Source organism: Natronolimnohabitans sp. A-GB9 (assembly GCF_030848565.1).
GTDB lineage: Archaea > Halobacteriota > Halobacteria > Halobacteriales > Natrialbaceae > Natronolimnohabitans.
In genome coordinates, this window is the sequence record NZ_JAVDDV010000004.1 from 148,941 (window position 1) to 171,332 (window position 22,392).

The window sequence follows — 22,392 nt, forward strand, 5'->3', positions numbered from 1 at the left end:
TCGAAAATCGGTAATAAGCGTCGACGGTAGTCCGTTTTCGACGCGACGGCCGACTACTCGCCGTTCTCGATCGCGGTCTCGAACCCGTCGTCGGTTCGTGCGACGCCGGCCGCACAGACCGCGTGTTCGAACTCGAGATCGTAGGCTTCCTGTGTCGCTTCCGCAGCCGTTTCGGCCTCGAACGCGAACGATTCGGGCGAATTCTTCTCGTAGGTCGCGACCAGCGTCGGTTCCTCGACGGTCTCGACGAGTAAGGCGTCCTTGCGGACGGTGCCGATCAAGGCGCCGTCGTCGCCGATCGTCGCCGCGATCCGGGGCGTATCGTAGTCGTCCTTTTCGTAATCGAGTGCGAGCAGGCTCTCGGCGAGTGCGTCCCGGGCCGGATAGCCGAGTTCGAGTTTCTCCGCGATCGGATCGACGTGTGAGCCGTTGCCGAAAGCAGCCGTCTCGCCCGTCGGGGTGTCGACGACACGCAGACAGTTGTAGGAGACGTAGGGGTTGTCCGTCTCCGGCGCGTCTGCGGTGGGACCGACGGTGAGTGCTTCGTCTCGAGCGATGATCTTGCGGTTCGGGAACGATCGTGAAGAGACGCGGTAGGCGCCGACTTCGGGGCCGACGACGACGAATCGTCCGACGTACATACACGTGGATGCACAGCCACGGGAAAAATGTGTGTCGGTTTGTGCACGATCGTCGACTACTCCGTGAGTGGGTGTGAGGAGGTTGGTCTCGCGGATACGACAACTGGCCACCCGATACGGACCCCCTCGGAACTGTCGCGATCCCACAGGACGAGACAGGTCGCGGCGACCTCACAGGACGGTCGGACGGGCGCCGGAAGGTCGGTACAGGTGCCGGGGGGCTGACCGCCACTCGTTGACAACCACAGTCGAGTTCGTAACACTCTAATATGGACGCCACCTACTGATGGATAGATCGTCGCACGCGAAGTCGACGAGAACGCATAGTCCATTGGGGTAGTGGCCAATCCTGAAGCCTTCTGGGGGCTTCGACCCTGGTTCGAATCCAGGATGGACTACTTCTTCCGACGTTTCGACTCGAGAACAATCCGTTCGCCACCGGCGAGTTTCCAGTGGAAACGAAGGGGGTCGTCCGACCGAACGAATTGCGACTCGAGCGATCGGTATCCAACAGTGCCAGGCCTTACGCTATCGTTCGTCGTAGGCACCCTCGCGCTCGAGTTCACCTCGCTTCTGTAGTATAGATGGTGTCCGACACAGTCCTGGCGCACCGGTCACCTGCGGGACGGTGCAGTTGTTACAGCTCTCACAGAGTACGCGAGTTTCGTCGGGGGGATCCTCGAGCAGGCGCGCACCGAGACGCGGTTCGGCGTAGAACGGACGGGCCAGTCCGACCATGTCACAGGCCGGCGCTTCGCCGTCGTCGCCCAGCAGTCGATCCATCTGGCCGCGTTTTCGAATCCCGCCCTCCGCGAGCACTGGAATCGAGACGTGCTCGCGGATGCGTCGACAGAACGTCTCGTTCCAGGCGGGCTCGAAGTCGTACTGCAGCGACTCGAGCCAGTTGCCCAGTGCGACGAGTCGCCGCCGCGTTGCGCTACCGAACGCCGTCTCGTAGCCCTTCTGTAGCTCCTCGTTTGCCCACGCTCGCGCGGGATACTCCCCACGGACGATGCTCATGTCCCAGGCGACCGACGTCTCGACCGGGACGACCGCGTCGTAGCCGATGCGCTCGAGCCGACGGGCGACCTCGACCCCGTCCTCGAGCGATAGCGTTCGCCGGACCACCGGCGACGGTGCGGGCGTCTCGGCGGGCACCTTCGTCAGCAGCGGGACGTCGCCGACCCGGTCGCGGATCTCGTCGTGGACGAGTGCGAGGAACTCGAGTCGTGCCTCCGGGGAACCGCCGAACTCGTCGTCACGGCGATTGTAGAACGGCGAGAGGAACTGCTGGACGATACCCATGTTGGCGCCGGCGAGGTGGATCCCATCGTAGCCCGCGTCGACGGCGTAGGCGGCCGATCGGCCGAAATCGGCCGCGAGTGCGTACACCTCGTCGGTCGAGAGGACGTGAGGATCGTAAGAAAGGAAGCCGAGCCGATCGAGGAGCCGTAGCTGCCAGGGCGGACGCGAAACCGCCAACTGCTCGAGATCGGGATGTTCGCGTCGGTACTCGGCGTGCCACGTCTCCATGCTTCGCAGTCCGCCGTGCTCGAGCTGGACGAAGATCCGACTCCCGTGGTCGTGGATCCGATCCGTGAGCCGGGAGAGCCGCGAGACGAAGTCGGGATCGTGAACGCGGGTCATCCCCGGTGCGGCACAGCCGCCGTCGCCGCGGACGATCGTCGCGCCCTGGCAGATGAGGCCGACGCCGGATCGGGCAGCCGGTTCGAGGTCGTCGATCAACGTGTCGACGGCGTCGGGGCCGTTGCCCGCACACTCGAGCAGCGGCGCGCGATAGAGTCGGTTTGGGACCGTACAGCCGCCGATCTCGATCGGATCCTCGAGGGTAGCCATAGCGGGGCTATCACGGGATCGTACAAGAGCGTGCCGTCGGTCGCCGCCGAGACACGTTGCGACGGGACGTTCCGGTGCCCGCAGGCATTTCCCCGTTCCCGTCGTTCGAACGGCTATGGCTCCGATACGGCGGCTCGTACTCGACGTACTGAAACCCCACGACCCGAGCGTCGTCACCTTCACGACCCAACTCGGCGACCTCGAGGGGATCGACGCGGCTACCGCGACGGTCGTCGAGGTCGACGAGAACGTCAAGACACTGCGCGTGACCATCGAGGGAGACGACCTCGACCTCGAGGCGGTCCGCGCCGAAATCGAGGATCTAAGCGCCTCGATTCACTCGGTCGATCAGGTCGCCTGCGGCTCGCGAGCGGTCGACGATCCATGGGTCGATAGCTGACGATGTCCGGTCGGCTCGAGCGATTGCGACGCGTTCTCGGCAAGGAAGACGTCCGTTCTATCTCCCGGCGGTACTTCATCGCCAACGGGTTCGACGGCACGCTTACGAGCATCGGAGTCGTCGTCGGTGCGTACCTCTCGGGAGTCGGCGACGGACTCACGACGATCACCATCGGGCTCGGTGCGGCCGTCGGTCTCGGGACCTCCGGCGTCTGGAGCGTCTGGGAGATCGAACGCGCGGAGGCACTGGCCGAGCAAGAGCGCCTCGAGAAAGCGATGCTCACGGAACTCGAGGACACCCGCGTCCAGCGCGAACACCGGGCCGCACAGATCGTCCACGCCGTCGCGAGCGCGACCGGACCGATCCTCGCGATCCTGTTGACGCTCTCGCCGCTTGCTCTCGAGGGCGTCGTCTTCACGATGTTTCAGGCCGTCGTCGCCTCGATCTGTGTCGGCATCGCGATCCTTGCGACGTTTGGAATCTATCTGGCTTCGATCTCGAAACAGCGGTGGTACGTTGCGGCGGTTCGGATGGGCCTTGCGGGGATCGTCGTCGCTGCGATCAACGTCGTCTTGCCGGGCTCGGCGTGAGCCTGCCGCTCATACGGACTGCTGTAACGATGTACCGCCGATCGCCGACCCCGTCCTGGCGATCGGCAGGAGATCGGGACAGCAGTCCGTCTCAGGGCGGCATCACGACCGCACGGCCCTCGATCTCGCCGTGCTCGAGTCGTTCCGCGACCGTGTTGATAGCCTCGAGATCGTGGCGCTCGGTGTGGAGTTCGACGTCGCCACGCTCGACGAGCGCGACGAGTTCCTGGAGTTCGGCGTACTTGCCGACGAGCGTCCCTCGGAACGAGAACTCGCCGTCGACCAGCGCCTGACTTGGCTCGTGAATGTGGCCGCCGTAGCCGACGATGTGGTGGTCGCCGCCCGGAGCGACGACGTCGGGTGCGGTCGCGGTGGTCTCGTCGGTTCCGACGAAGTCGACGACCTGCTGGGCGCCGTCCCCGTCGGTCAGGTCGTCGACGACGTCGGCGAGGTCTTCCTCGGCGGAGTTGACGGTGTGGCGAGCGCCGAGGTCGTCGGCCAACTCGAGGGCCTCGTCTTTGATGTCGGCGGCGATCACGTCCGCGGCACTCATCGCGTCGAGACACTGGATGCCGATATGTCCGAGGCCGCCGACGCCGATGACGACACAGGTATCGCCCGGGTTTAGTTCGTCGACGGCCTTTTTTGCGGCGTGGTAGGCCGTGATCCCCGCGTCGGCGTGCGGTGCGATCTCGACCGGATCGACGCCGTCGGGGAGCGGGATCACCGCACGCTCGTTCGTCTGGAGATACTCGGCGAACCCGCCGTCGGTCGTGAGTCCGTTGAACGCCATGTTCTCACAGTACATATCCTCGCCAAGCCGACAGGGCCGACAGATGCCACAGGTCTGGACGGGGTGACAGATGACCGGGTCGCCCTCCTCGACCAGTGTTACCTCGTCGCCCGTCTCGGCGACGACGCCGGCGTTCTCGTGGCCGAGCGTCATCGGCAAGTCCTGTGGCGCGTAGTCGGTCCACATGCCCTCGATAATGTGATTGTCCGTCTGACACCAGCCGGCGCCCTCGACCTCGATTACGACACCGTCGGAGCGCTCGAGTTCGGGGCGGTCGACCTCGTCAATCGAGAGCGCCTCGCTCATGTCGTCGGTGTACTCGTGGAGTCTGGCTGCTTGCATGAGGCTGTGTTATACTGCATCATGATAGGTGATAACCTTCACTCTGAATATTAGATTCCGTTACTGTTCCGTTATCGGTACTTTGACTGTGTGATGTTCATTCCGAAATCGCGTTGCTCCCAACATATGTAATTCCGACATCGCTGAAAAAGAGTGATGTGGTTTGCTACCTATTTCCAATGTGCGATGTATCAGCACAACGGGGAGGAAATCTTCGTCATCGACGGCCACGTCCACCTGTGGGACGCGACGGAGGAGAACATCACACACGAGGGGGGTGAGGAGTTCATCCAGTGTTTCTACGACTACCACACGACGTTCACCCCAGAAGAGTTGCAGTGGGACATAGAGGAGTATCGGAAGTACGGGCCCGAACGGATGGTCGAGGACCTGTTCAGCAACGCCGCGACGGACATGGCGATCTTCCAGCCGACGTATCTCACCGACTTCTACGCCGAGGGGTTCAATACGACCGGCCAGAACGCCGAACTCGCAACCGAGTATCCCGAGCGGTTCGTTCTCAACGGAAGCTTCGACCCGCGAGACGGTGACGACGGTATCGAGTACCTCGAGGAACTCCACGAAACCTACGATATTCCGGGCGTCAAACTCTACACCGCCGAGTGGCGCGGTGAGTCGAAGGGGTGGCGCCTCGACGACGAGGAGGCGTTCCGATTCTTAGAGAAGTGCCAGGAACTGGGTATCGAGAACATCCACGCACACAAGGGACCGACGATCCGGCCGCTCAACCGCGATGCGTTCGACGTCGCGGACGTCGACGACGCGGCTTCTTCGTTCCCGGAACTGAACTTCATCGTCGAACACGTCGGCCTGCCCCGCCTCGACGACTTCTGTTGGATCGCCGCCCAGGAGAACAACGTCTACGGCGGCCTGGCCGTCGCCGCACCGTTCGCCCAGAACCGGCCGGGCAAGTTCTCGGAGATCATGTCCGAACTGCTGTGGTGGCTCGGCGAGGATCGTCTTCTCTTTGGCTCCGACTACGCGCTGTGGAACCCCGACTGGCTCGTCGAGGAAGTTCTCGAGGCCGAACTCACCCAGGACGACCGCATGGAGTACGGTGTCGAGTGGGACCTCGAGACCAAAAAGAAGGTCATGGGCGAGAACGCGGCCGAACTCTACGACATCGACATCGAGGAGAAACGCCGGACGTTCCAAGACGACGAGATCAGCCAGCAGTTCGGCCTCGGGGACCACTACGCAAGCGAAGAGCCGGCAGCGGCAGACGACTGATGACCGTCTCCGAGCCCGAATCCGACGCCACCAGCCCCACTCGAGCGGCCGTCCGCGACCGACTGGACCGCGTCACCGACCCGGAACTCGACCGCTCGATCGTCGCTCTCGAGTACATCGACACGATCGAGATCGACGAGGGACGCGTCGCCGTCGAGTTCACCCTTCCGACCGCGTGGTGTTCGCCCGCTTTCGCCTGGATGATGGCAGTCGATGCACGCGACGAGATCGAAGCGTTGCCGACCGTCGAGGAGGTCCGAATCACCCTCAACGAACACATGCACGAGACGGAGATCAACCGCGGCGTCAACGACCGTCTCTCCTTTGCCGAGGCGTTTCCCGACGCCGACGGCGACGTCGCAGCCGTTCGTGCTGAACTCGACGAGAAGGCACGGGTCGCCCGCCAGTACGACGCCGTCGAGGCGCTTCTCGAGGCAGGTCTCGACGCGGACGTGATCGTCGACCTCCGACTGGACGATCTCGAGCCGTTCGAGGACGAGACCGACGACACGGAGACGACCGAGACGATCGCCGTCTACGCCAGCGATCGGTCCTTTGCCGTGACCGTGCCGGCAGCGCCGATCGAACGATACCTCGAGAAGGCCCGCGAGACCGACCTCGTTTCGGCGGCCGACGACGTCCTGTTTCGGACGCCGGAGGGCGACCCGATCGATCCCGACTCGTTCGAACTCGTCCATCAACGGGGCCGACTCGCAGGGGTCAACATGTCGAGCCAGGGTGGCATCTGCGACGGGCTGCGAGAAGCGAGGGCAGGCCGTCTCGAGGAGTCTGCCGACGATTGAGACGGATACCTGTCCCGATGTACCGGCGCAACCGTGACCCGAGTCGGGGTTCGCCGGGACTGATTTCTAGTCGTCCGTATGAGACCGGCGGCCACCGGTTCCAATTGCGACGACGTTACTTCTCGACCTCGAGCAAGGCGACTCGTTCACGGACCAGATCGCCGAGATCCGCGTCGGTCACCTCCCGTTCGGCGTCGGTGATATCGAAGAACGCACACAGCGTCTCCTCGTCGAACCCCTCGAGCGTCGACTCGGTTGCGGTTACGGCATCCAGGTCCTCGAGTGACTTGCGTGCAGCCACCTCCTGCTCGGTACCGGAACCGCCGTCGCTGCCGTCTCGAACCCCTTCGTTTCCGGTGGAACCGTCGTCGACGAGGATCACCGCATGGGTTTCCCCGTCGTCGACGCCCATCTCGAGAGCGCGGTCGATCTGGCGGCGGCCGGCGGCGTACAGTAGGATCTCGACGGCCCGATCACGGGCGACGTTCTCGCCGCGAGCGATGGCGCGGTCGGCCAGTTCGACGGCCCGCTCGAGGTGGGCCCGGTCGGCGACGTAGTCGGCGTCGAACGCCTGGATCGTCACGTCGTGACGGTCGCCGATCTCACCGATGTCGGCGACGAACGCATCGAGATCGTCGACTGTGAGGGTACACTCGAGTAGCTCCATCAGAAATCACCCAGACTGGACTGGCTGTCGTCCGATTCGGCCGCGTCGGCACGTGCCGTTTCGTTCGTCTCGTCCGTTTTCACTCCGGCCGCCCCGTCGGCCGGTTCGACGCCGTCCATCGAGGGGTCCTCACGGCCGGCGTTCTCGAGGATGTTCTCCGCGGTCTTCTCCCCTTTGAGCGCGCTCAAAACGACGCCTTTGTCGGCGCTGCGGAGATCAGCCGGCTCCTCGATGCCGCGGTCGTAGAGCCGCCGGGCGCGCTTGCGGCCGACGCCGCCGACCGAGACCAACTCGAGTAGCTCCTCGCCGACGCCGTGTTCGACGCGTGCGCGGGCTTCGCGGACGGCAACGGTCCACTCGCTGTCGATCTCCGCGGCAAGTGACTCGGCCGCACCGAGCAGCCACTCGGCGGTGTCGACTTTCCCGCGGAGGTCGCCGGGACCGATCTTGTACCGGTCGGTCAGCTGCTCTTCGTCCGTTTCGTCGGCCCAGTCCTCGAGGAGCTTACCCGTCTTCAGCGCAGCCAGCCAGTCCTCGAAGCGATCTTCCTCGAACTCGCTTGGTGCGTTGCCGAGCAGCTCGGCCTCGCGTTCGTAGAAGAGTTCGCCGAACTGCTCGTCCTCGCCAGAGCGTAGGTAGAGCTCGTACATGTCGGGTGTCCGTGAGATCAGCTGGTAGAGCCCGAGTGCGGTCGGACGGTCGTCGGCGTCCTCGAGGCCGTGGACGATCTCGGCAGCGCTCATCGGATCGAGGTAGAGCCGGGAGACGGTGTGACCGAGGCTGGTTGCCTCGAGCCGTTCCGCCCGGTCTTGCTGGGCTGGGAGGTCAGATGCGGCGGTGAACGCGCCGACGTCGTCTTCGGTGGCGTCTTCCGTATCGCCTCCCCGTTCGATGAAGTCGTTCCGTTCGAGATAGTCCAACACGTCGTCGGTCACGGCCTCGAGTCGACCCGCCTCGGTCGACTGGCTCGCATAGAGGGTGGCCTCGAGGAACTCGAGCAGTCCATCGCGCGTGCGGGCGAACCCGGAGGCGATCGTCGCGAGGACGTGGGTCCGGAGGGCGGGTTCGGCCGCCAGCTTCGACCGGACCGGCTCGGGATCGGCCCAGACGTAGCGCTCGAACAGCTCCTGGCTCTCGTCGTGGCTTGTGGCGAGTAACACGGCCTCGCCGTAGGGATCCAGTCCCGGTCGGCCTGCACGGCCCATCATCTGGTGGACTTCGAGGACGTCCAGCGGCGCCATCCCGCCTGCGCTTGGATCGAACCGACGCCAGTCGCGGACGATGACCCGTCGTGCGGGCGTGTTGACACCGGCCGCGAGCGTCGGCGTCGCCGAGATGACCTTCAACAGCCGATCGCGGAAGGCGTCCTCGACGAGCGATCGCTGGGTGCTCGAGAGGCCCGCGTGGTGAAACGCCGCGCCTCGTTCGACGCAGTCGGCTAAGTCCGTGCTCGTCTCGGTGTCGCTGTCCTCGCGGATCGCCTCGGCGAGATCGGCGAGTTCGGCCCGTTCTTCGCCGTCGAGTTCACGGCTCACGACTCCTCCCAGGCGACTCGCGGCGGCCTCCGCGTTTCGGCGGGAGTTGACGAACACGAGCGAGGAGCCCCCCTCCTGGAGGATGTCACGCACCAGCGCGGCCTCCTGTTTCTCGCTGCCCTCGACGGGGACCTCCCGCGTCGAGCCGTCGTCGAAGTTCAGGGCGTTTCCGTAGTGGACGCCCATCCGCAGATCGATCGGACGCCAGTCGGTATCGACCAGTGCCGCGTCGAGCCAGTCGGCGATCTCGTCGGCGTTGCCGACCGTCGCCGAAAGTGCGACGACCTGCATCCCTGGGTTGAGTCGTCGGAGTTTCGCGAGGGTGACCTCGAGGGTCGGCCCTCGGTTGCGGTCGTCGATGAGGTGGACCTCGTCGCTGACGACACAGGTGAGATCGGAGAGCCAGTCGGCGCCGTTGCGAACCAGCGAGTCGACCTTCTCGCTCGTGGCGACGACGATGTCTTTCGTCGCCAGCCAGTCGTCGGTACTCTCGTAGTTGCCGGTCGTTACGCCGACCGTGACGCCGAACTCCTCGTAGGCTTCGAACTCGGCTTTCTTTTCGCTGGCCAGGGCCCGCAGGGGGACGATATAGAGTGCCTTCCCGCCGCGTTCGATCGCCGACAGCATCGAGAGGGCGGCGATCATCGTCTTCCCACTGGCGGTCGGGACCGCGGCGACGAGGTTCTCGCCCTCGGTCGCGCCGGCCTCGACCGCCTCGGCCTGTGGCGGGTAGAGCTCTTCGATGCCCTCGCGCTGGAAGTGGTCGACGGCACCGGGCGGGAGCCCCGACAGCTCCTCGAGATTCATTACCTGCGTTTGGCGCGTCCCGTGGTTTAAACTGTCGTCTCGAGGTTCGACCCATCTTCGAGTGTAACCGTTGTATCTCTATCCCCGAATATATCAATCTATAATATAGAATATTTAAATTTAATACAAGTTAGGAAATAAATCGTATATGGAACGGGCTACCGAAGTTCTCGACGGTGGCGATAGATTACTCTCCACAGCGGTTCTGCCAGGTGTAATCGTCGGCGGTCTCGCAACTATCGTCGAGTACAATCTCACTGGCGCGTCCGGAACCGAGCACTCGGTCGGCGCGGGTCTCCTCCTTGGTGGTGTGATTGCTGGATTCCTCGCCGACGGTGCGCGTCGGAAAGGATTGATGGCTGGCGGTTGTACCGGCGGCGTTCTGCTGGCCGTCCTGACGCCGCTGGCCATATTCGATTACGTACTCGAGAGATCGGTAGGGACTCTCACCGAACCTGGCATATTTTGGGTTGGCGTCGTAGCACTGGTATATCCGTCGGCTGTCGTCTTCGGATTCATTCTCGGTGCTCTCGGCGGATTCGTCGGTCAGGTCCTGGCGGCCGGGTTCGAGGCGGTCACTCGGTGATTTCCGGCTACTTCTTTTCTTTTTGTGGGACTCGATCTGTACTGTTGTTTTTATGATCGCACCGACATTCCTCCGAGGGTCGTTTCATCCGGTCTACTGTCGTTACTGGCACCGATCGTCATACTTCCGGACAAAACGATGCACACACCGATCGCACTCGAGACGCTGTCGCGAAACGCGACAGACGTCGAGACGCGATCGGGTGTTTACTGACTTTTGTCCGGTAGTATCAGCACGGGGTCGGCGGTCGGCGGGCACTCGGGACAGCAGTCCGTATCATACGGTGTGTTAATTTTCATTATCATTGATCGCCTTCCCAATAGCATTATTATGTTATATTAGATGCTTTAATAAGTAATGTGAATAGAGAAACAACAATGGTAGCAATAGACGTGGCTAATTTCACAAAACGATACGGTGACGTCACCGTCACGGATGGCCTCTCGTTTACCGTCGAAGAAGGCGAGGTGTTCGGATTTCTTGGCCCAAACGGAGCGGGAAAATCGACGACGATAAACTGTCTGCTGGATTTTTCCCGTCCGACGAGCGGCGACTTATCCGTTCTCGGACTGGACGCTCGAGCGGATAGCAAAGCGATTCGACAGCGCACCGGTGTCCTTCCGGAGGGATACGAACCGTACCCCCGCCTCACCGGTCGACAACACATCGAGTTCGCCATGGAATCGAAGGATATCGACGGTGATCCCGACGTGATCCTCGAGCGTGTCGGAATCGCCGACGCAGCCGATCGAAAGGCCGAGGGCTACTCGAAGGGGATGGCCAAGCGACTCGGCCTTGGAATGGCACTCGTCGGTGAGCCGGAGCTGTTGATTTTGGACGAACCGACGTCCGGACTGGATCCGAACGGCGCTCGAGAGATGCGGCAGATCGTCACAGCGGAACACGCCCGTGGTGCAACGGTGTTCTTCTCGAGCCATATTATGGAACAGGTCGAAGCGGTGTGTGACCGCGTCGGTATCCTCCGCGACGGAGAGATGGTTGCTATCGACACGGTCGCCGGTCTCCGGAAGAAGGTCGGGACCGCCCTTCTTCATGTCACGGTCGACCGACTGGACGAAACCGTAGTGGACGCCCTCGAATCCGTCCCGGACGTGGTCGCGGTTGAGGCTCGAATGAGAGAGGGCGTGCCGACGATTACCGTCGAAACTGACGGTTCGAAAACGGCCGTTCTCTCGACGATCGAAGACACGGGGTTGAGTGTCCACGACTTCGATACTGAACGAGCCTCGCTGGAAGACGTCTTCCACGCGTACACGACCGAGACGGAGGTGGTTGCATGAGTACACTTACCGTCGCGAAGAAGGATTTCCGTGATGCCGTTCGGTCGAAGTCGTTGTGGCTGTTGACCGTGCTGTTCGTTCTGTTTGTCCCAGTCGTGGCACTCTATACGGTGGTTTCTGGCTCGAGTGTCGACGACGGTATCCCTACCGCACTCGTATTCTCCACGGGACTCGTGATGGTCGTCCTTGCCCCCGTCACAGCGTTGCTCGTGAGTATCAAGTCGATCGTTCGCGAACGGACGCTCGGCACGATCACGACCCTCCTGTCGTTGCCACACACGCGCGGGGAGGTGTTCTTCGGCAAATTACTGGGCCGATTGGCTGTCTTTACGGCTGCAGTGCTCGTCGGATACGTACCGGCACTCGTTATCCTGTCGCTCGGTCACTCCGAGTTTGCGACCTTCGAGTTCGTCGTGACGGTGGTTGCGGTCCTTTATTTCGGTTTTTTCTTCCTTCTCATCGGCCTCTGTGCGTCGACCCTGACACGCTCTGAATCGGTTGCGACAGCCGCTGGGTTTGCCATCTACTTCCTCATCTATTTCTGGAGTACGATCTTTTCCCTGCTAAACAACTGGTTGGGGCTCGTTGATGGATACGCGGAGACGTTCGTCTCCCGGTTCGAACTTACGATCATCGGCAACGATATCACCACCATGCTTCTGTGGTTGCGTGGACGTGAATCGGATATGGCCTCCGCGGCCGTCAGTAACGGCGGTGACGTTCCGTTCTACCTCCAACACTGGTTCGCCGTTGTCCCGCTTCTCGTCTGGATCGGAGTCCCACTCGCCATCGGCTACTGGCAGTTCAATCGCATCGAGCTGTAGACCTGTCGTGAGTGATTGTCTATCCATACTACTAGACAACACGATGCACACACCGAGCGCACTCGAGACGCGAGGGTGTGTCCTGATACTGCCGGACAGCAGTCAGTGCGCCGTCGGTCCTCTCCGAGTGATTGGACGCCGCCCCGATAGACCGATAGGGGTAGCGATCGAACGCGGTTCTATGGTCGATTCGGACCCCGATCGCGTCCTCGTCCCGTCGCTCGGTCGTCCGCGAGAGGACGAGGCCCTCGCCTATGCTCTCGAGACGTTTCCAGACGCCGAGATCGTTCTGCTGGCAGTCGTGACGCCGCTCGACGACCCGCTCAGCGAGGGCGGCGTACTCGAGCGAGACGACGAACGAACGGCGGCGGCACGCCAGGCCTCGAGGGACCTGCTCGAGTCGGTCGCCGACGACGTGCCGTCCGCGACCGAACGGGTCCGCCTCGAGACTGTCGAGGGCCGACCGGGAACCGTCGTTCCCCGGTATGCTAGCGAGGAAGATATCGACCACGTGGTCATACACGGCCACGACGCGGGCTCGATCGGCTTCGTCCGTCGGTTTCTCGGCCGCAACGTCGCTACGACCGTCACCGAGCGTACCGACGAGCCGGTGACGGTTCTCGAGTGACACCGTCGAAGCTACACGAGTTGCCTTACTGGCCGCGATAGTCACCCTTAGTAGGGTGGGCCTCGAGTCGCCACCGACCATCGATTCCAATGAAGCCGGTGTACTTCTGTCGTCGCTGCGGGGAAGAGATCTCACGGACCACAGAGGCGTGTCCCCACTGTGGCTACAATCCGGGATCGGTCGCCTGGCGATTCGGTGCCGGCGCGCTCATCTTCGGCGGCGCACTGGCGCTTGTCTCCCCGCCCGTCGGACTGCTCGGGGTCTTCGTCGGGATCGTCGCCGTCGGCGGGAGTTACGTGCTCTCTCCGGCGGAGTGAGACTGTTCTCGAGTCGACCGATTCGAGGGAGCTAGCCACCGATGACCGCCGCCAGCAGCTGGTAGACACCGTAGCCGACGGCGATCGAACTGCCCAACGTCAACAGCCAGAACGTGATCGTGAAGCCGATTTTCTCCTTCGAGACGCCGGCCGAGCCCGCCGCCAGCCCGCCACCGATCACCCCCGAGAGGATGATGTTGTTGACCGAGATCGGGATCCCGAGTGCGATCGCCAGCTGTGCGATGACGAACCCGGGGACCAGCGCCGCGATCGACCGTCGCACGCCGAGCTGGGCGTACTCCCTCGAGGTCGCCTGCAACAGCCGCGGCGCTGCCATCCAGGCGCCGGCGAGGAGGCCGGTCGCACCCAGCGCGAGCAGCGTGATCCCCGGCAGGCCGAGTTCCACCCGGAAGAGGTTCTCGAGTGGCCCCGTCGCGAGTCCGACCTGCGAACCGCCGGAAGAGAAGGCGACGATCCCACCGAGGACGAGCAGGAACGAGCGGATGCCCCCCTCGACTGACTCGAGAACGCGCTGTCGGACCCAGTAGAACGCGAGCGCGCCGACAGCGATGGTGACGAGGACGGTGCCGAGGTCGGCGTCTGCGACGAGCGTCGGGCCGCCGCCGAACTGTCTGGAGACGAATCGGGCGAGGGTCCCCTGGTCAGCCACTGGATCCGGGATGACGCCGAGTCTGATGTTCGCGACGATCGCACCGACGACGCCGGCGAGCAGCGGGACGCCCACCGACTCGGGGACGTCGTCGCGTCGCAGGATCGTCGCAGTCGCGTAGGCCAGTCCGCCGGACATGAACGGGACGAGCAGCCAGAACGTCCCGAGCCGTTGGTACGTCGCCATCGCGGGATCGCCGCCCAGCGAGAGCCCGACGCCGACCATCGCACCCGTCGTCGCAAAGGCCGCGGGGATCGGGTACCGCGTATAGATGCCGATCGCCATGTACGTCGCCGCCGTCAACAGCCCCGCAGTGGCCGCAAGCGGCGTGATCGCGACGCCATCGATGAGGTCTGCACCGATCGTCTCGGAGATGCTTCCCCCTTGTGTGAGTGCGCCGGCGGCTGCGAGGAGTCCGATGACGAACGCGGCTTGCATCGTCGAGATTGCGTTCGCACCGATCGCAGGGGCAAACGGCGGTGAGTTGCTGTTGGCGCCGAGTACCCACGCCATGAACAGACAGGTGAGGATCGCGGTTCCGACGAGGACGGCAAACGACAGGGCGACCATTCCGTTCATCGTACTTGGACGAGCGATCGGAAAAGCGTTCCTTCGCCTCTCGTCCCGTTCTCGAGTACGCCACCGTAGTAGCCACACCCGTCGTCCTCGCGGCGGCCGTCGACGACCGTGATCTATCCGTCACGCCCTACTCGAGGATCGCGTCGAGGCCGGCGGCGACACCGTTGGCGACAGCGAGCCACTGTGTCTGTCGAACATGAGTTGGCTGCTCGAGTTGAATCGTTTGGCCGGTCGGAGCGACCTGATTGAGGATGTTCGTCGGTGCAGCGCCACCGTAGTCGGTCGCATCACTGCTTGCAAGGACGGCCTCTGCCCCTTCGACGCGGTCGTTGATCTCGTCGGCGACGAGCTGTCTGTCCGATTCGCTGGCGGTGCCACCGATGAAGATATTCTCGTCTGCGTATCCATGAAACGCGACTCCCCAGTCGGCGGGTTCCTCGGAAAGCCCATCGAGCGCCGGAAACGAACCGCGATCGATCTCGGTCGAAGGAACGTGCCAGCGATCGAACGCCCCGCCGCCGTCGTTGAACCCGGAACAGATCCACCCCAGGCCGCCGTGCTGTTCGGCGATGTGCTCGGCCTGAAAATCCGTGCCGTACTCGATGAACCCACCGTGGGGTGCGATCACGAAGACGTCGTTCTCTCGATCTTCCTCACCGACGATATACTCGACGTATTCGTCGTTGAACTCGCCGGCTTGACGCGTATCGTAGCTCGGGTGGACCGCCTGTCCACTGACGATGGCCGTCGACGACTTGCTTGCACCGATTCGCTCGAGTCCGCCCTGGCTCAATCGGACGGCTTCTCCCTGGTGTGTCGACGCGATCGTGTAGATCGCGTCGGGGAACCCGTCGGTTCCGTTCTCGTCGGTGCCGATTCGAACTTGCTGGCCGAGTTCCAGTTCCGTCTCATCGGCCGTTTCACAGGGGACTGAGCAGTACTTTTTCGATTCCGTCCGTGTATTCCAATCGGCGGCCGTTTCCTCGATCGAGGTCTTCCATCTCGTCATCATTTCACAACTACCGTCGTCGTCCATCCGCTGCCAGGTGGTGTCTTCGTCGTTCGTTTCAGTGTCGCTTCCAGCGATCACGCTGCGTTGGAGTCCAGCCGCTGCTAGACTCAGTCCCGCTACACTCGCCCCTACCCCGAGCGTCCGACGGCGACTTATAGGGCCTGATGACTTCGTGTGCTCGCCTTGGTTATTCCCCATCTCCGGGAGAATAATCTTATCTATACACTTAAATCTAATCAATACATCTGTGATCTATTTGTGTCGACGGAGCGGCTTCGTCGCTTGCCGTCCCGTCAGGGCTTTATCGATGACCGCTAAACGACAGAATATGAAGATCGAGTACGACGAAGACACCTGTATCGGGATGTTCCAGTGTGTTGCCGAGTGGGATGAATTCACGAAGGACGAATCGAAAGGAAAAGCGGTTCTCGAGGACAGCGAGGAGGTCGAAGACGGCGTCTTCGTCCGTGAGGTCCCCGAGGACGCGGAACTCGACGCGAAGTTCGCCGCCCGTACCTGTCCCGTCGACGCGATCACGATTTACGACGACGACGGCGAGCAGCTGATCCCCTGATACGGATTGCTGTAGCTATGTCCCGCTGATCGCCGACCCCGTCCTGGCGATCGGCGGGCAGTGACGACAGGAGACCGTATGACTATTTACCGGCGTAACGCCGCGCCGACCAACTCCTTTTCGGCCGATCGCAGCAGCGTCGACGCCGCACTCTCGGAACACTCGAGTTTTTCGGCTACCGTCGCCAGATCACCGCTCCGTGGCACCTCATAGTAACCAACGTCGCGGGCGACCTCGAGCGCCTCGAACTGTCTGGCCGTGAGCCGGCCGGCAAGCGTCTCCGAGCGTCGCTGGTGTTCGCTCACGCGCTCGACCTCGACGTCTACTCCGTTGGGGGCGCGCTCGAGCAGCCCCGACATGGCTTCGGGCTGTCCGAGGACGGTGACGTGGACGTTCTCCCGACCGGTGTAGACCATCGGTGGGACGACCACCAGCCCGGGACCGTCGAACGTTCCCAGCAGGGTGGCGTCGGCGGCCCGTAGATCCATCTCGACGTAGCCGTAGAACGTGTCCTCGTCGACCGGCGTGACGTCGTATCGGTGAACGGACTCGAGGTTCTCGGCTAGATTCCCGAGAGCGCCGGGGTCGCCGACGACCAGCGAGAGAAAGCGGACGGTTTCGGATTCCCGGTCGACTTCCCAGGAGAGCACCTCCTCGCGCTGGAACGACTCGAGCGGATTCTCGGGCGCCGGCAGTTGCATCGAGGGCGGAAGCCGGAGGGTGAGGTCTGCCGACTGCATACCGGTCGTTCGACGGAAGCACGTAAAGAGGTTCAGTGCTTCGGGAGAGTACCGACAGTCGTTCGCCCCGAACGAACGAGTATGACCGAGACACGTACGACGGCGGACGACCGAGAACCGACGACCGACGAGGAGGGCGACACCGGACCGACGCGAGCGGCGGTCGGAACGCCGCCGCCCGGCCCGCGCGGACTCCCGCTGGTCGACAGCACCCTTGCGTTCGCTCGCGACCCGCTCGAGTTTCTCTCCTCGATACGTGAGTACGGGGACGTCGCCCGGTACGAGGCGTTCGGTCACGAGTTCGTGGTCGTTTCGGAGCCGGGACTCGTCGAGGAAGTGCTCGTCACCCGTGACGACGAGTTCTGGCGCGGCGAGTTCGAACACGAGTTCAGCGAGGTCCTCGACGTCGAGGGACTGTTCTTCGCGGAAGGAGAGCAGTGGCAAAAACAGCGCATGCTTCTCCAGAACGCCTTCACGCCGGCGCGAATTCGGAGCTACGCCGACGACATGGTCGACGAAACCGTGCGGCTAGTCGAGAGTTGGTCGGATGGCGAGGTCGTCGACCTCCGGGAGGCGATGTCGACGCTGACGCTCCGGGCGCTGACCCGTACCCTGTTCGCTCTCGAGTTCGAGAACGGGCGAGCCGACCGCGTGCGACGCTGGGTCCACGCCATGGGCGCGTACAGTGACTCGGAGTTTTTCGGTATCCGGGCCGTACTCCCGTCGTGGCTTCCGAGCCGGGCCGAACGCGAGTACCGGCGTGCAACGGCCGATGTCGAGGCTCTCGTCGAGGAGCTAGTAGCGGAACGTCGCCACTCCGACGCGGTTGGCGACGACTTGCTTTCCTTGCTCGCGACCGGCGAGTACCCCGACGGCTCGAGACCGACGGCCGAAGAGATCACCGACCAGCTACAGCTGTTCTTGCTTGCCGGCCACGAGACGACGGCGACCGCGCTGACCTACGCCTGCTGGCTACTCGCCGCCGACGACGCCGAGGACGTTCGGGACCGACTCGAGCGGGAGGTCGACGCAGTCTGTGGCGATCGGGACCCGACGTTCGCGGACCTGCCCGACCTGGCGGTCACCGAGGCCGTCGGCCGAGAAGCGATGCGTCTCTTCCCGCCGCTGCCGTTCTTGCAGCGCGAGCCCCACGCGGAGACCGCCCTCGCCGGCTACCGGATCGGGCCGGGAACGACGGTGCAGCTGAACATGTACGCCATCCACCGCGACGAGCGCTGGTGGTCCGAGCCCGACACGTTCCGACCGGGTCGGTGGCTCGCAGAGGGCGACGGTGTGGACGAGAGCGGGGACGGAACGGACCGATCCGTCGTCGCCGACCCCGACGACCGGCCCGAGTACGCCTACTTTCCCTTCGGTGGCGGTCCGCGTCACTGCATCGGGATGCGGTTCGCGATGACCGAACTCAAACTCTCGTTGGCGACGCTGGTTCGACGCGTCGACCTCGAGCGAGTGACGGAGTCGATCGATCCCACGCTGAAGGTGTCGCTCGATCCCGGCCCGGTGAAGATGCGGGTTCGTAGGCGATAGCGCTGTGGCTCCGGAGCGAGATCGATAAAAGCGAAAGCGGGGCGGCGATGGAACGCCGCTTACGAGATCTTGTCGTACTGGTCCGAAAGCTTCTCTGCGGCCTCGCCGAGTTGGTTGCGCTCGAACTCGGTGAGGTCCCACTCGACGATCTCCTCGACGCCGTCGGAGCCGAGCTTACAGGGGACGCCGAAGGCGGTGTCCTCGTGGCCGTACTCGCCCTCGAGCGTGACGCTGCATGGCAGCACCTCGCCGGTGTCCCGCAGGATGGCCTCGACAGTATGGCCGACGCCCGTCGCCGGTCCCCACTGTGTGGCGCCTTTCTTCTCGATGACGTTCATCGCGGAGGTCTGGAGTTCCTCGAGTAGCTCCTCTTTCTCGTCGTCGTCGAACTCGAGGTCCTGGCCGTTGACCCGAACTTTGGAGAATACGGGGACCTGGGCGTCGCCGTGTTCGCCAAGGATCGTCGCCTCGACGTTCTGGACGGGCGCATCGAAACGCTCGGCGATGACATAGCGGAATCGTGCGGAGTCGAGTCGGCCGCCGAAGCCGATCACCTTCTCGCGGGCGCGGTCGCCCGATTCGTAGAGGTGCCGGTTGAGCAGGTCGACCGGGTTCGACGTCGTTACCGTGACGAAGTCGTCGTTGTGCTCGGCGATCGAGGAGCCGATGTCCTCCATGATCGGGGCGTTGTCACCCGCCAGGTCGATGCGAGTCTGACCCGGCTGGCGCGGGATTCCGGCCGTGATAACGACGACGTCCGAGCCGGCGGTGTCCTCGTAGCCGCCCTGTCGGATCGTCGTGTTCGCGTCGTAGGCCGCCCCGTGGTTGACGTCGGCAGCCTGCCCGATCGTGTCGTCTTCCTTGTCCGGAATGTCGACGAGCACGAGTTCGTCTGCGATGTCCCGAAGCGCGATGTTGTAGGCAGCGGCGGCCCCGACCGTTCCGGCCGCGCCGACCACGCTAACTTTCGTCATACCGTGTCAAACTCCACCACCCTATGCGTTAAATCCGTCGAAACTGGATTTCTTGCACGTTTTGACGAAATAGAAAATCGACAGTTGTCGAAGAGAAGGAGAGGGGGAATCGGCCCCTGGAACTGGAAACGTCACGCTCCTTGCGCTTCTCCGGGTGTCGAGCCCACAATCGAACGACCCATAGTCCGTGCCCACCGTTGCTCGCCTATGCGTGTCAGCGTTATCGGTGGCGGGACGGTCACCGACGAACAGGCGGCCCGTGCCGAGGCCGTCGGTCGAGAGCTCGCCGGCGGCGTCGGAACGCTCACCGAAATCGGCTTCGCCGGTATCTACGACCGGCCCGTCGTCGGCCTCGAGACCCACGACGTCTCCGATATCGACATCGACCTCGAGACCGTCTCCTCCCCCGAAGCGGCCGTCGACACCGTGGAAGCCGCCCTCGAGCGCGAGCCGTGACGACTCCGTCCTTCGCAGCTTTTTCGACGGTCCGCAGTCTTGAGACGAGTATGAGCGACTTCGACAAGGAGGCCGAGCGCGAGAAGCTTCGGGAGAAGTACGAGCGTGACAAACAGGAGCGCCAGGCCACCCAGCGCATGAGCGATCTGCTGCTCAAGGGTGCGACGATGACCAACGCCCACTGTGGCACCTGTGGGGATCCGCTGTTCCAGATGGACGGCACCACGTTCTGTCCGAGCTGTCACGGCAACCCCGACGCCGTCGAGGGAACGGACCTCGAGGCCCAACCAGCCGACGAGACGACCGAGGAGCCGACGTCCGATCGCGAGCCAGCGGCGACTTCGGAGTCCACGGCCGACACCGAACCGGAACCTGCGACCGACGACCGACCAGCACGGACGGACCGCCAGCAAGACCAGTCGACCGACACGGGTTCGGACCCCGACTCGAGGACAACGGCCGATGCCCCCGCTCCGGACGCGTCCCCGACATCCGCTGCGAGCGATCGGCAGCCGTCGGCGGCTCGCTCGCACGCCTCCGACGCCGACCGCGAATCCGTCGATCGGTCGACCGACGGCGACCGGCGTTCGTCGGGCCGTACGCCGGCGACGGAGGCGTCCCGTCCCGCGGACGGCGACCTCGAGACTGCCCACGCCTCGCTCGTCGCGGCCCTCGAGAAGTTCGCCGGGAAAGCCGCCGCGACGGACGATCCACGCTACGCGCGGGAGTGTCTCGAGGCCGCTCGCGAAGCCGGCGAGACGCTCGAGACGCTTCGCTAAGACGGTCTCCAGTCGATTTTCGGGTTCATACTGTCGGCTGAGCGTCTCAGAACTCGGGTTCTGCGATCGGCTTCGGTTCAGCGTCGCCACAGCCGTGTGAGTAAAACTGTGCCGACCGCTTCTCCCGATTCTCGTGGTCGTCGATCGTCTCGAGGGTGACGTCCTCGTAGACGACGTACATGGTGAGGTGGGTCAGTTCGACGTCGTTCTCGTCGGCCCACGTGGTACAGATGTGTTCGGCGAGGACGCTGGGGACGTCGGTGTCGTCGAAGCCGCCGCGGCGCACGCTGTTCATGTAGAACCGCTCCCGGTAGGTGTCGTACTGCGTGTGGAGCTCGTCTGACGGCCGGTCGAAGGTCAACGGCCGTTCGTTGTAGACGTCGATCCGTTCGCCGTCCGCGGTTTCGGCCGGGAACACGTAGTAGCGATCCGTCGTCCGGGGTGTCGGCGCGAAGACGCTCCACTCGGGTTGGTCGACGCCGAAACTCGAGGCGACGTCGTCGACCGGTTCGGGTGGTCCCCCGCCCCCGTCGGCGACGCCGCCGATCGGAACGTACGATACCGCCGAGAACAACACGAGCGAGACGACGACGACGGCAAGTGACACGCTGTACAGCCCCGATTTCGCCCGCTCGAGCGACGAACTCCCCAGTCGGGGGTAGGGGACGGTGGCGCCACTGGCTGCGAGCCGTGTCCGAACGTCGGCGGACCACGTGGTATCGACACCCAGGCGATCCGCGACGGCCTTGAGGTCGTCCCAGAACTGTGCCTGCAGGAACAACAACAGGCCCGCGATCGCGACGTAGGGGAATGCGCCGATGCGGACCGTCAGGATGAACGAGGCGTGGCCACCCATAAACAGCCCGACGAGGGCCATCCGTTTGCGGCCGACGAGGAGAATCAGCAGCCACGAGAACATGAGCATGTAGTACCAGAGATGCGTGCCCAGTTCCAGCAACGTGGGGAACTGACGGGCGACGCCGACGAACAGGTAGCTCATGTCGTCCAGGCCCATGATCAGCGGCGTCGCCTCGCCGCCCGTCCACAGCTCGTCCTGGGACTTGTGATACCAGTTGAGGAAGTACATGAAGACCATCTGGCCGAGGATCAGCGCCGAGGCGACGCCGGCCACACTCGTACGTGGCTCGCGGTCGGCGTGGACGGCGTCGATCGACCAGCGCTCGCCAAGCGGGAGGAAGATCGCCCAGAACAACAGCAGCCGAAAGAGCGTATCGGCGTAGCTCAACACGAACGGATTGTGGTGGTCGAGCGACACGACGAACAGAAAGGAAAGGACCGTCGCAAGTCGCGTCCGGTAGCCGACGATCAACTGGATCGCGATCAGTACCTGCAGCCCCATCAGCGCCGCGATCAGCGTCGGATCCGTCGTCAAGTGATAGATCGAGACGGCGCCGTCGGCGCTCAGTTCCCTCGCCAGCGACTGCGGAACGACGCCGTCGTCGGTGTAGAAGTACGAGAAGTTCCGCGACCGAAGGAGGACGTCCGCGACGATGAGCAGCCCGACGAACACCCGGAAGACGGCCAGCGTCCGCGTATCGATCCGGACACACTCCGCGAGATTCGTTCGAAAGCGCGTCGCAAGTCGATCGAGTTGGGCTCGCACGGACTCACCTCCCCCCTGCCGATATCGCCGTCATTGCCGCACTCGGCTCGATTTCTATCGCTCTCTGGCTCGACATTCGTCAGTGATCTCTCTG

Annotated in this window: 23 protein-coding genes and 1 tRNA gene; 14 read left to right on the forward strand and 10 right to left on the reverse strand. The window is 63.6% G+C overall.

Annotated elements, in window-relative coordinates:
• Positions 1-53: 53 nt before the first annotated feature.
• Positions 54-641, reverse strand: a complete 588-nt coding sequence (locus RBH26_RS07395) for an IMP cyclohydrolase (RefSeq protein ID WP_306757557.1) — start codon at positions 639-641, stop codon at positions 54-56.
• Between the two features lie 325 nt (positions 642-966).
• Between RBH26_RS07395 and RBH26_RS07400 the strand changes: the two genes are divergently transcribed.
• Positions 967-1,039: transfer RNA gene (locus tag RBH26_RS07400), tRNA-Gln, on the forward strand.
• A gap of 130 nt (positions 1,040-1,169) precedes the next feature.
• Here RBH26_RS07400 and RBH26_RS07405 read toward each other — a convergent pair.
• A complete protein-coding gene (locus tag RBH26_RS07405; protein ID WP_306757558.1) occupies positions 1,170-2,498 on the reverse strand; it encodes an NADH:flavin oxidoreductase in 1,329 nt (442 codons plus the stop codon).
• Between the two features lie 115 nt (positions 2,499-2,613).
• Here RBH26_RS07405 and RBH26_RS07410 point away from each other — a divergent pair, with 115 nt between their 5' ends.
• Complete coding sequence (locus tag RBH26_RS07410; protein ID WP_306757559.1) at positions 2,614-2,898, forward strand: DUF211 domain-containing protein; 285 nt, start codon at positions 2,614-2,616, stop codon at positions 2,896-2,898.
• Positions 2,899-2,900: 2 nt separating this feature from the next.
• Positions 2,901-3,488: a VIT1/CCC1 transporter family protein gene (locus RBH26_RS07415; protein WP_306757560.1), complete on the forward strand. Its 588-nt coding sequence runs from the start codon at positions 2,901-2,903 to the stop codon at positions 3,486-3,488.
• A 91-nt stretch (positions 3,489-3,579) separates the two neighbouring features.
• Here RBH26_RS07415 and RBH26_RS07420 read toward each other — a convergent pair whose 3' ends face one another.
• A complete protein-coding gene (locus RBH26_RS07420) occupies positions 3,580-4,623 on the reverse strand; it encodes an NAD(P)-dependent alcohol dehydrogenase (protein WP_306757561.1) in 1,044 nt (347 codons plus the stop codon).
• Between the two features lie 186 nt (positions 4,624-4,809).
• Between RBH26_RS07420 and RBH26_RS07425 the strand changes: the two genes are divergently transcribed.
• The gene (locus tag RBH26_RS07425; protein WP_306757562.1) at positions 4,810-5,874 is read left to right on the forward strand and encodes an amidohydrolase family protein; all 1,065 of its coding nucleotides are present in this window, start codon (positions 4,810-4,812) and stop codon (positions 5,872-5,874) included.
• Entirely contained in the window at positions 5,874-6,677 is an 804-nt protein-coding gene (locus RBH26_RS07430) for an iron-sulfur cluster assembly protein (RefSeq protein ID WP_306757563.1), read from the forward strand. Before RBH26_RS07425 ends, RBH26_RS07430 begins: the two co-directional genes overlap by 1 nt.
• A 115-nt stretch (positions 6,678-6,792) precedes the next feature.
• Here the strand turns inward: RBH26_RS07430 and cgi121 are convergent, their stop codons facing one another.
• A complete protein-coding gene (cgi121, locus tag RBH26_RS07435; protein WP_306757564.1) occupies positions 6,793-7,344 on the reverse strand; it encodes a KEOPS complex subunit Cgi121 in 552 nt (183 codons plus the stop codon).
• Entirely contained in the window at positions 7,344-9,686 is a 2,343-nt protein-coding gene (locus RBH26_RS07440; protein WP_306757565.1) for an ATP-dependent DNA helicase, read from the reverse strand. The genes cgi121 and RBH26_RS07440 overlap by 1 nt, the downstream gene beginning before the upstream one ends.
• A gap of 148 nt (positions 9,687-9,834) precedes the next feature.
• Between RBH26_RS07440 and RBH26_RS07445 the strand changes: the two genes are divergently transcribed.
• The 5 genes from RBH26_RS07445 (at position 9,835) to RBH26_RS07465 (ending at position 13,342) form a co-directional block, all read left to right on the forward strand.
• Positions 9,835-10,272, forward strand: coding sequence for a DUF5518 domain-containing protein (locus tag RBH26_RS07445; protein WP_306757566.1), 438 nt, complete (start codon positions 9,835-9,837; stop codon positions 10,270-10,272).
• 377 nt (positions 10,273-10,649) lie between these two features.
• On the forward strand, positions 10,650-11,573 hold the full coding sequence (locus RBH26_RS07450) for an ABC transporter ATP-binding protein (protein ID WP_306757567.1): 924 nt from the start codon (positions 10,650-10,652) through the stop codon (positions 11,571-11,573).
• On the forward strand, positions 11,570-12,397 hold the full coding sequence (locus RBH26_RS07455; protein ID WP_306757568.1) for an ABC transporter permease subunit: 828 nt from the start codon (positions 11,570-11,572) through the stop codon (positions 12,395-12,397). The genes RBH26_RS07450 and RBH26_RS07455 overlap by 4 nt, the downstream gene beginning before the upstream one ends.
• Positions 12,398-12,578: 181 nt before the next feature.
• The gene (locus RBH26_RS07460) at positions 12,579-13,025 is read left to right on the forward strand and encodes a universal stress protein (RefSeq protein ID WP_306757569.1); all 447 of its coding nucleotides are present in this window, start codon (positions 12,579-12,581) and stop codon (positions 13,023-13,025) included.
• Positions 13,026-13,114: 89 nt separating this feature from the next.
• Positions 13,115-13,342 carry a hypothetical protein gene (locus RBH26_RS07465; RefSeq protein ID WP_306757570.1) on the forward strand — a complete coding sequence of 76 codons (228 nt, stop codon included), beginning with the start codon at positions 13,115-13,117 and terminating at the stop codon, positions 13,340-13,342.
• A gap of 31 nt (positions 13,343-13,373) precedes the next feature.
• On the opposite strand, the gene RBH26_RS07470 is transcribed toward RBH26_RS07465, so the two are convergent.
• Entirely contained in the window at positions 13,374-14,582 is a 1,209-nt protein-coding gene (locus RBH26_RS07470; RefSeq protein ID WP_306757692.1) for an inorganic phosphate transporter, read from the reverse strand.
• 136 nt (positions 14,583-14,718) lie between these two features.
• On the reverse strand, positions 14,719-15,681 hold the full coding sequence (locus RBH26_RS07475) for a poly-gamma-glutamate hydrolase family protein (RefSeq protein ID WP_306757571.1): 963 nt from the start codon (positions 15,679-15,681) through the stop codon (positions 14,719-14,721).
• Positions 15,682-15,931: 250 nt separating this feature from the next.
• Between RBH26_RS07475 and RBH26_RS07480 the strand changes: the two genes are divergently transcribed.
• Positions 15,932-16,177 (forward strand): ferredoxin, encoded by a 246-nt coding sequence (locus RBH26_RS07480; protein WP_306757572.1) that lies wholly within the window; start codon positions 15,932-15,934, stop codon positions 16,175-16,177.
• Positions 16,178-16,263: 86 nt separating this feature from the next.
• On the opposite strand, the gene RBH26_RS07485 is transcribed toward RBH26_RS07480, so the two are convergent.
• Complete coding sequence (locus RBH26_RS07485; protein WP_306757573.1) at positions 16,264-16,917, reverse strand: helix-turn-helix domain-containing protein; 654 nt, start codon at positions 16,915-16,917, stop codon at positions 16,264-16,266.
• A gap of 81 nt (positions 16,918-16,998) precedes the next feature.
• Between RBH26_RS07485 and RBH26_RS07490 the strand changes: the two genes are divergently transcribed.
• The gene (locus RBH26_RS07490; RefSeq protein WP_306757574.1) at positions 16,999-18,465 is read left to right on the forward strand and encodes a cytochrome P450; all 1,467 of its coding nucleotides are present in this window, start codon (positions 16,999-17,001) and stop codon (positions 18,463-18,465) included.
• Positions 18,466-18,524: 59 nt separating this feature from the next.
• Here the strand turns inward: RBH26_RS07490 and mdh are convergent, their stop codons facing one another.
• Entirely contained in the window at positions 18,525-19,439 is a 915-nt protein-coding gene (gene mdh / locus RBH26_RS07495; RefSeq protein WP_306757575.1) for a malate dehydrogenase, read from the reverse strand.
• Positions 19,440-19,646: 207 nt separating this feature from the next.
• On the opposite strand from mdh, the gene RBH26_RS07500 reads away from it, so the two are divergent.
• Positions 19,647-19,895, forward strand: coding sequence for a hypothetical protein (locus RBH26_RS07500; RefSeq protein ID WP_306757576.1), 249 nt, complete (start codon positions 19,647-19,649; stop codon positions 19,893-19,895).
• Positions 19,896-19,945: 50 nt separating this feature from the next.
• Positions 19,946-20,674: an Sjogren's syndrome/scleroderma autoantigen 1 family protein gene (locus RBH26_RS07505; RefSeq protein ID WP_306757577.1), complete on the forward strand. Its 729-nt coding sequence runs from the start codon at positions 19,946-19,948 to the stop codon at positions 20,672-20,674.
• Between the two features lie 46 nt (positions 20,675-20,720).
• Here RBH26_RS07505 and RBH26_RS07510 read toward each other — a convergent pair whose 3' ends face one another.
• Positions 20,721-22,298 (reverse strand): HTTM domain-containing protein, encoded by a 1,578-nt coding sequence (locus RBH26_RS07510; protein WP_306757578.1) that lies wholly within the window; start codon positions 22,296-22,298, stop codon positions 20,721-20,723.
• Positions 22,299-22,392: the final 94 nt, after the last annotated feature.

Excerpts from the sequence above, each read along its gene's own strand:
- RBH26_RS07395 (WP_306757557.1), bottom strand. The coding sequence starts at position 641 with ATGTACGTCGGACGATTCGTCGTCGTCGGCCCCGAAGTCGGCGCCTAC.
- RBH26_RS07405 (WP_306757558.1), bottom strand. The coding sequence starts at position 2,498 with ATGGCTACCCTCGAGGATCCGATCGAGATCGGCGGCTGTACGGTCCCA.
- RBH26_RS07410 (WP_306757559.1), top strand. The coding sequence starts at position 2,614 with ATGGCTCCGATACGGCGGCTCGTACTCGACGTACTGAAACCCCACGAC.
- RBH26_RS07415 (WP_306757560.1), top strand. The coding sequence starts at position 2,901 with ATGTCCGGTCGGCTCGAGCGATTGCGACGCGTTCTCGGCAAGGAAGAC.
- RBH26_RS07420 (WP_306757561.1), bottom strand. The coding sequence starts at position 4,623 with ATGCAAGCAGCCAGACTCCACGAGTACACCGACGACATGAGCGAGGCG.
- RBH26_RS07425 (WP_306757562.1), top strand. The coding sequence starts at position 4,810 with ATGTATCAGCACAACGGGGAGGAAATCTTCGTCATCGACGGCCACGTC.
- RBH26_RS07430 (WP_306757563.1), top strand. The coding sequence starts at position 5,874 with ATGACCGTCTCCGAGCCCGAATCCGACGCCACCAGCCCCACTCGAGCG.
- cgi121 (WP_306757564.1), bottom strand. The coding sequence starts at position 7,344 with ATGGAGCTACTCGAGTGTACCCTCACAGTCGACGATCTCGATGCGTTC.
- RBH26_RS07440 (WP_306757565.1), bottom strand. The coding sequence starts at position 9,686 with ATGAATCTCGAGGAGCTGTCGGGGCTCCCGCCCGGTGCCGTCGACCAC.
- RBH26_RS07445 (WP_306757566.1), top strand. The coding sequence starts at position 9,835 with ATGGAACGGGCTACCGAAGTTCTCGACGGTGGCGATAGATTACTCTCC.
- RBH26_RS07450 (WP_306757567.1), top strand. The coding sequence starts at position 10,650 with ATGGTAGCAATAGACGTGGCTAATTTCACAAAACGATACGGTGACGTC.
- RBH26_RS07455 (WP_306757568.1), top strand. The coding sequence starts at position 11,570 with ATGAGTACACTTACCGTCGCGAAGAAGGATTTCCGTGATGCCGTTCGG.
- RBH26_RS07460 (WP_306757569.1), top strand. The coding sequence starts at position 12,579 with ATGGTCGATTCGGACCCCGATCGCGTCCTCGTCCCGTCGCTCGGTCGT.
- RBH26_RS07465 (WP_306757570.1), top strand. The coding sequence starts at position 13,115 with ATGAAGCCGGTGTACTTCTGTCGTCGCTGCGGGGAAGAGATCTCACGG.
- RBH26_RS07470 (WP_306757692.1), bottom strand. The coding sequence starts at position 14,582 with ATGGTCGCCCTGTCGTTTGCCGTCCTCGTCGGAACCGCGATCCTCACC.
- RBH26_RS07480 (WP_306757572.1), top strand. The coding sequence starts at position 15,932 with ATGAAGATCGAGTACGACGAAGACACCTGTATCGGGATGTTCCAGTGT.
- RBH26_RS07485 (WP_306757573.1), bottom strand. The coding sequence starts at position 16,917 with ATGCAGTCGGCAGACCTCACCCTCCGGCTTCCGCCCTCGATGCAACTG.
- RBH26_RS07490 (WP_306757574.1), top strand. The coding sequence starts at position 16,999 with ATGACCGAGACACGTACGACGGCGGACGACCGAGAACCGACGACCGAC.
- mdh (WP_306757575.1), bottom strand. The coding sequence starts at position 19,439 with ATGACGAAAGTTAGCGTGGTCGGCGCGGCCGGAACGGTCGGGGCCGCC.
- RBH26_RS07500 (WP_306757576.1), top strand. The coding sequence starts at position 19,647 with ATGCGTGTCAGCGTTATCGGTGGCGGGACGGTCACCGACGAACAGGCG.
- RBH26_RS07505 (WP_306757577.1), top strand. The coding sequence starts at position 19,946 with ATGAGCGACTTCGACAAGGAGGCCGAGCGCGAGAAGCTTCGGGAGAAG.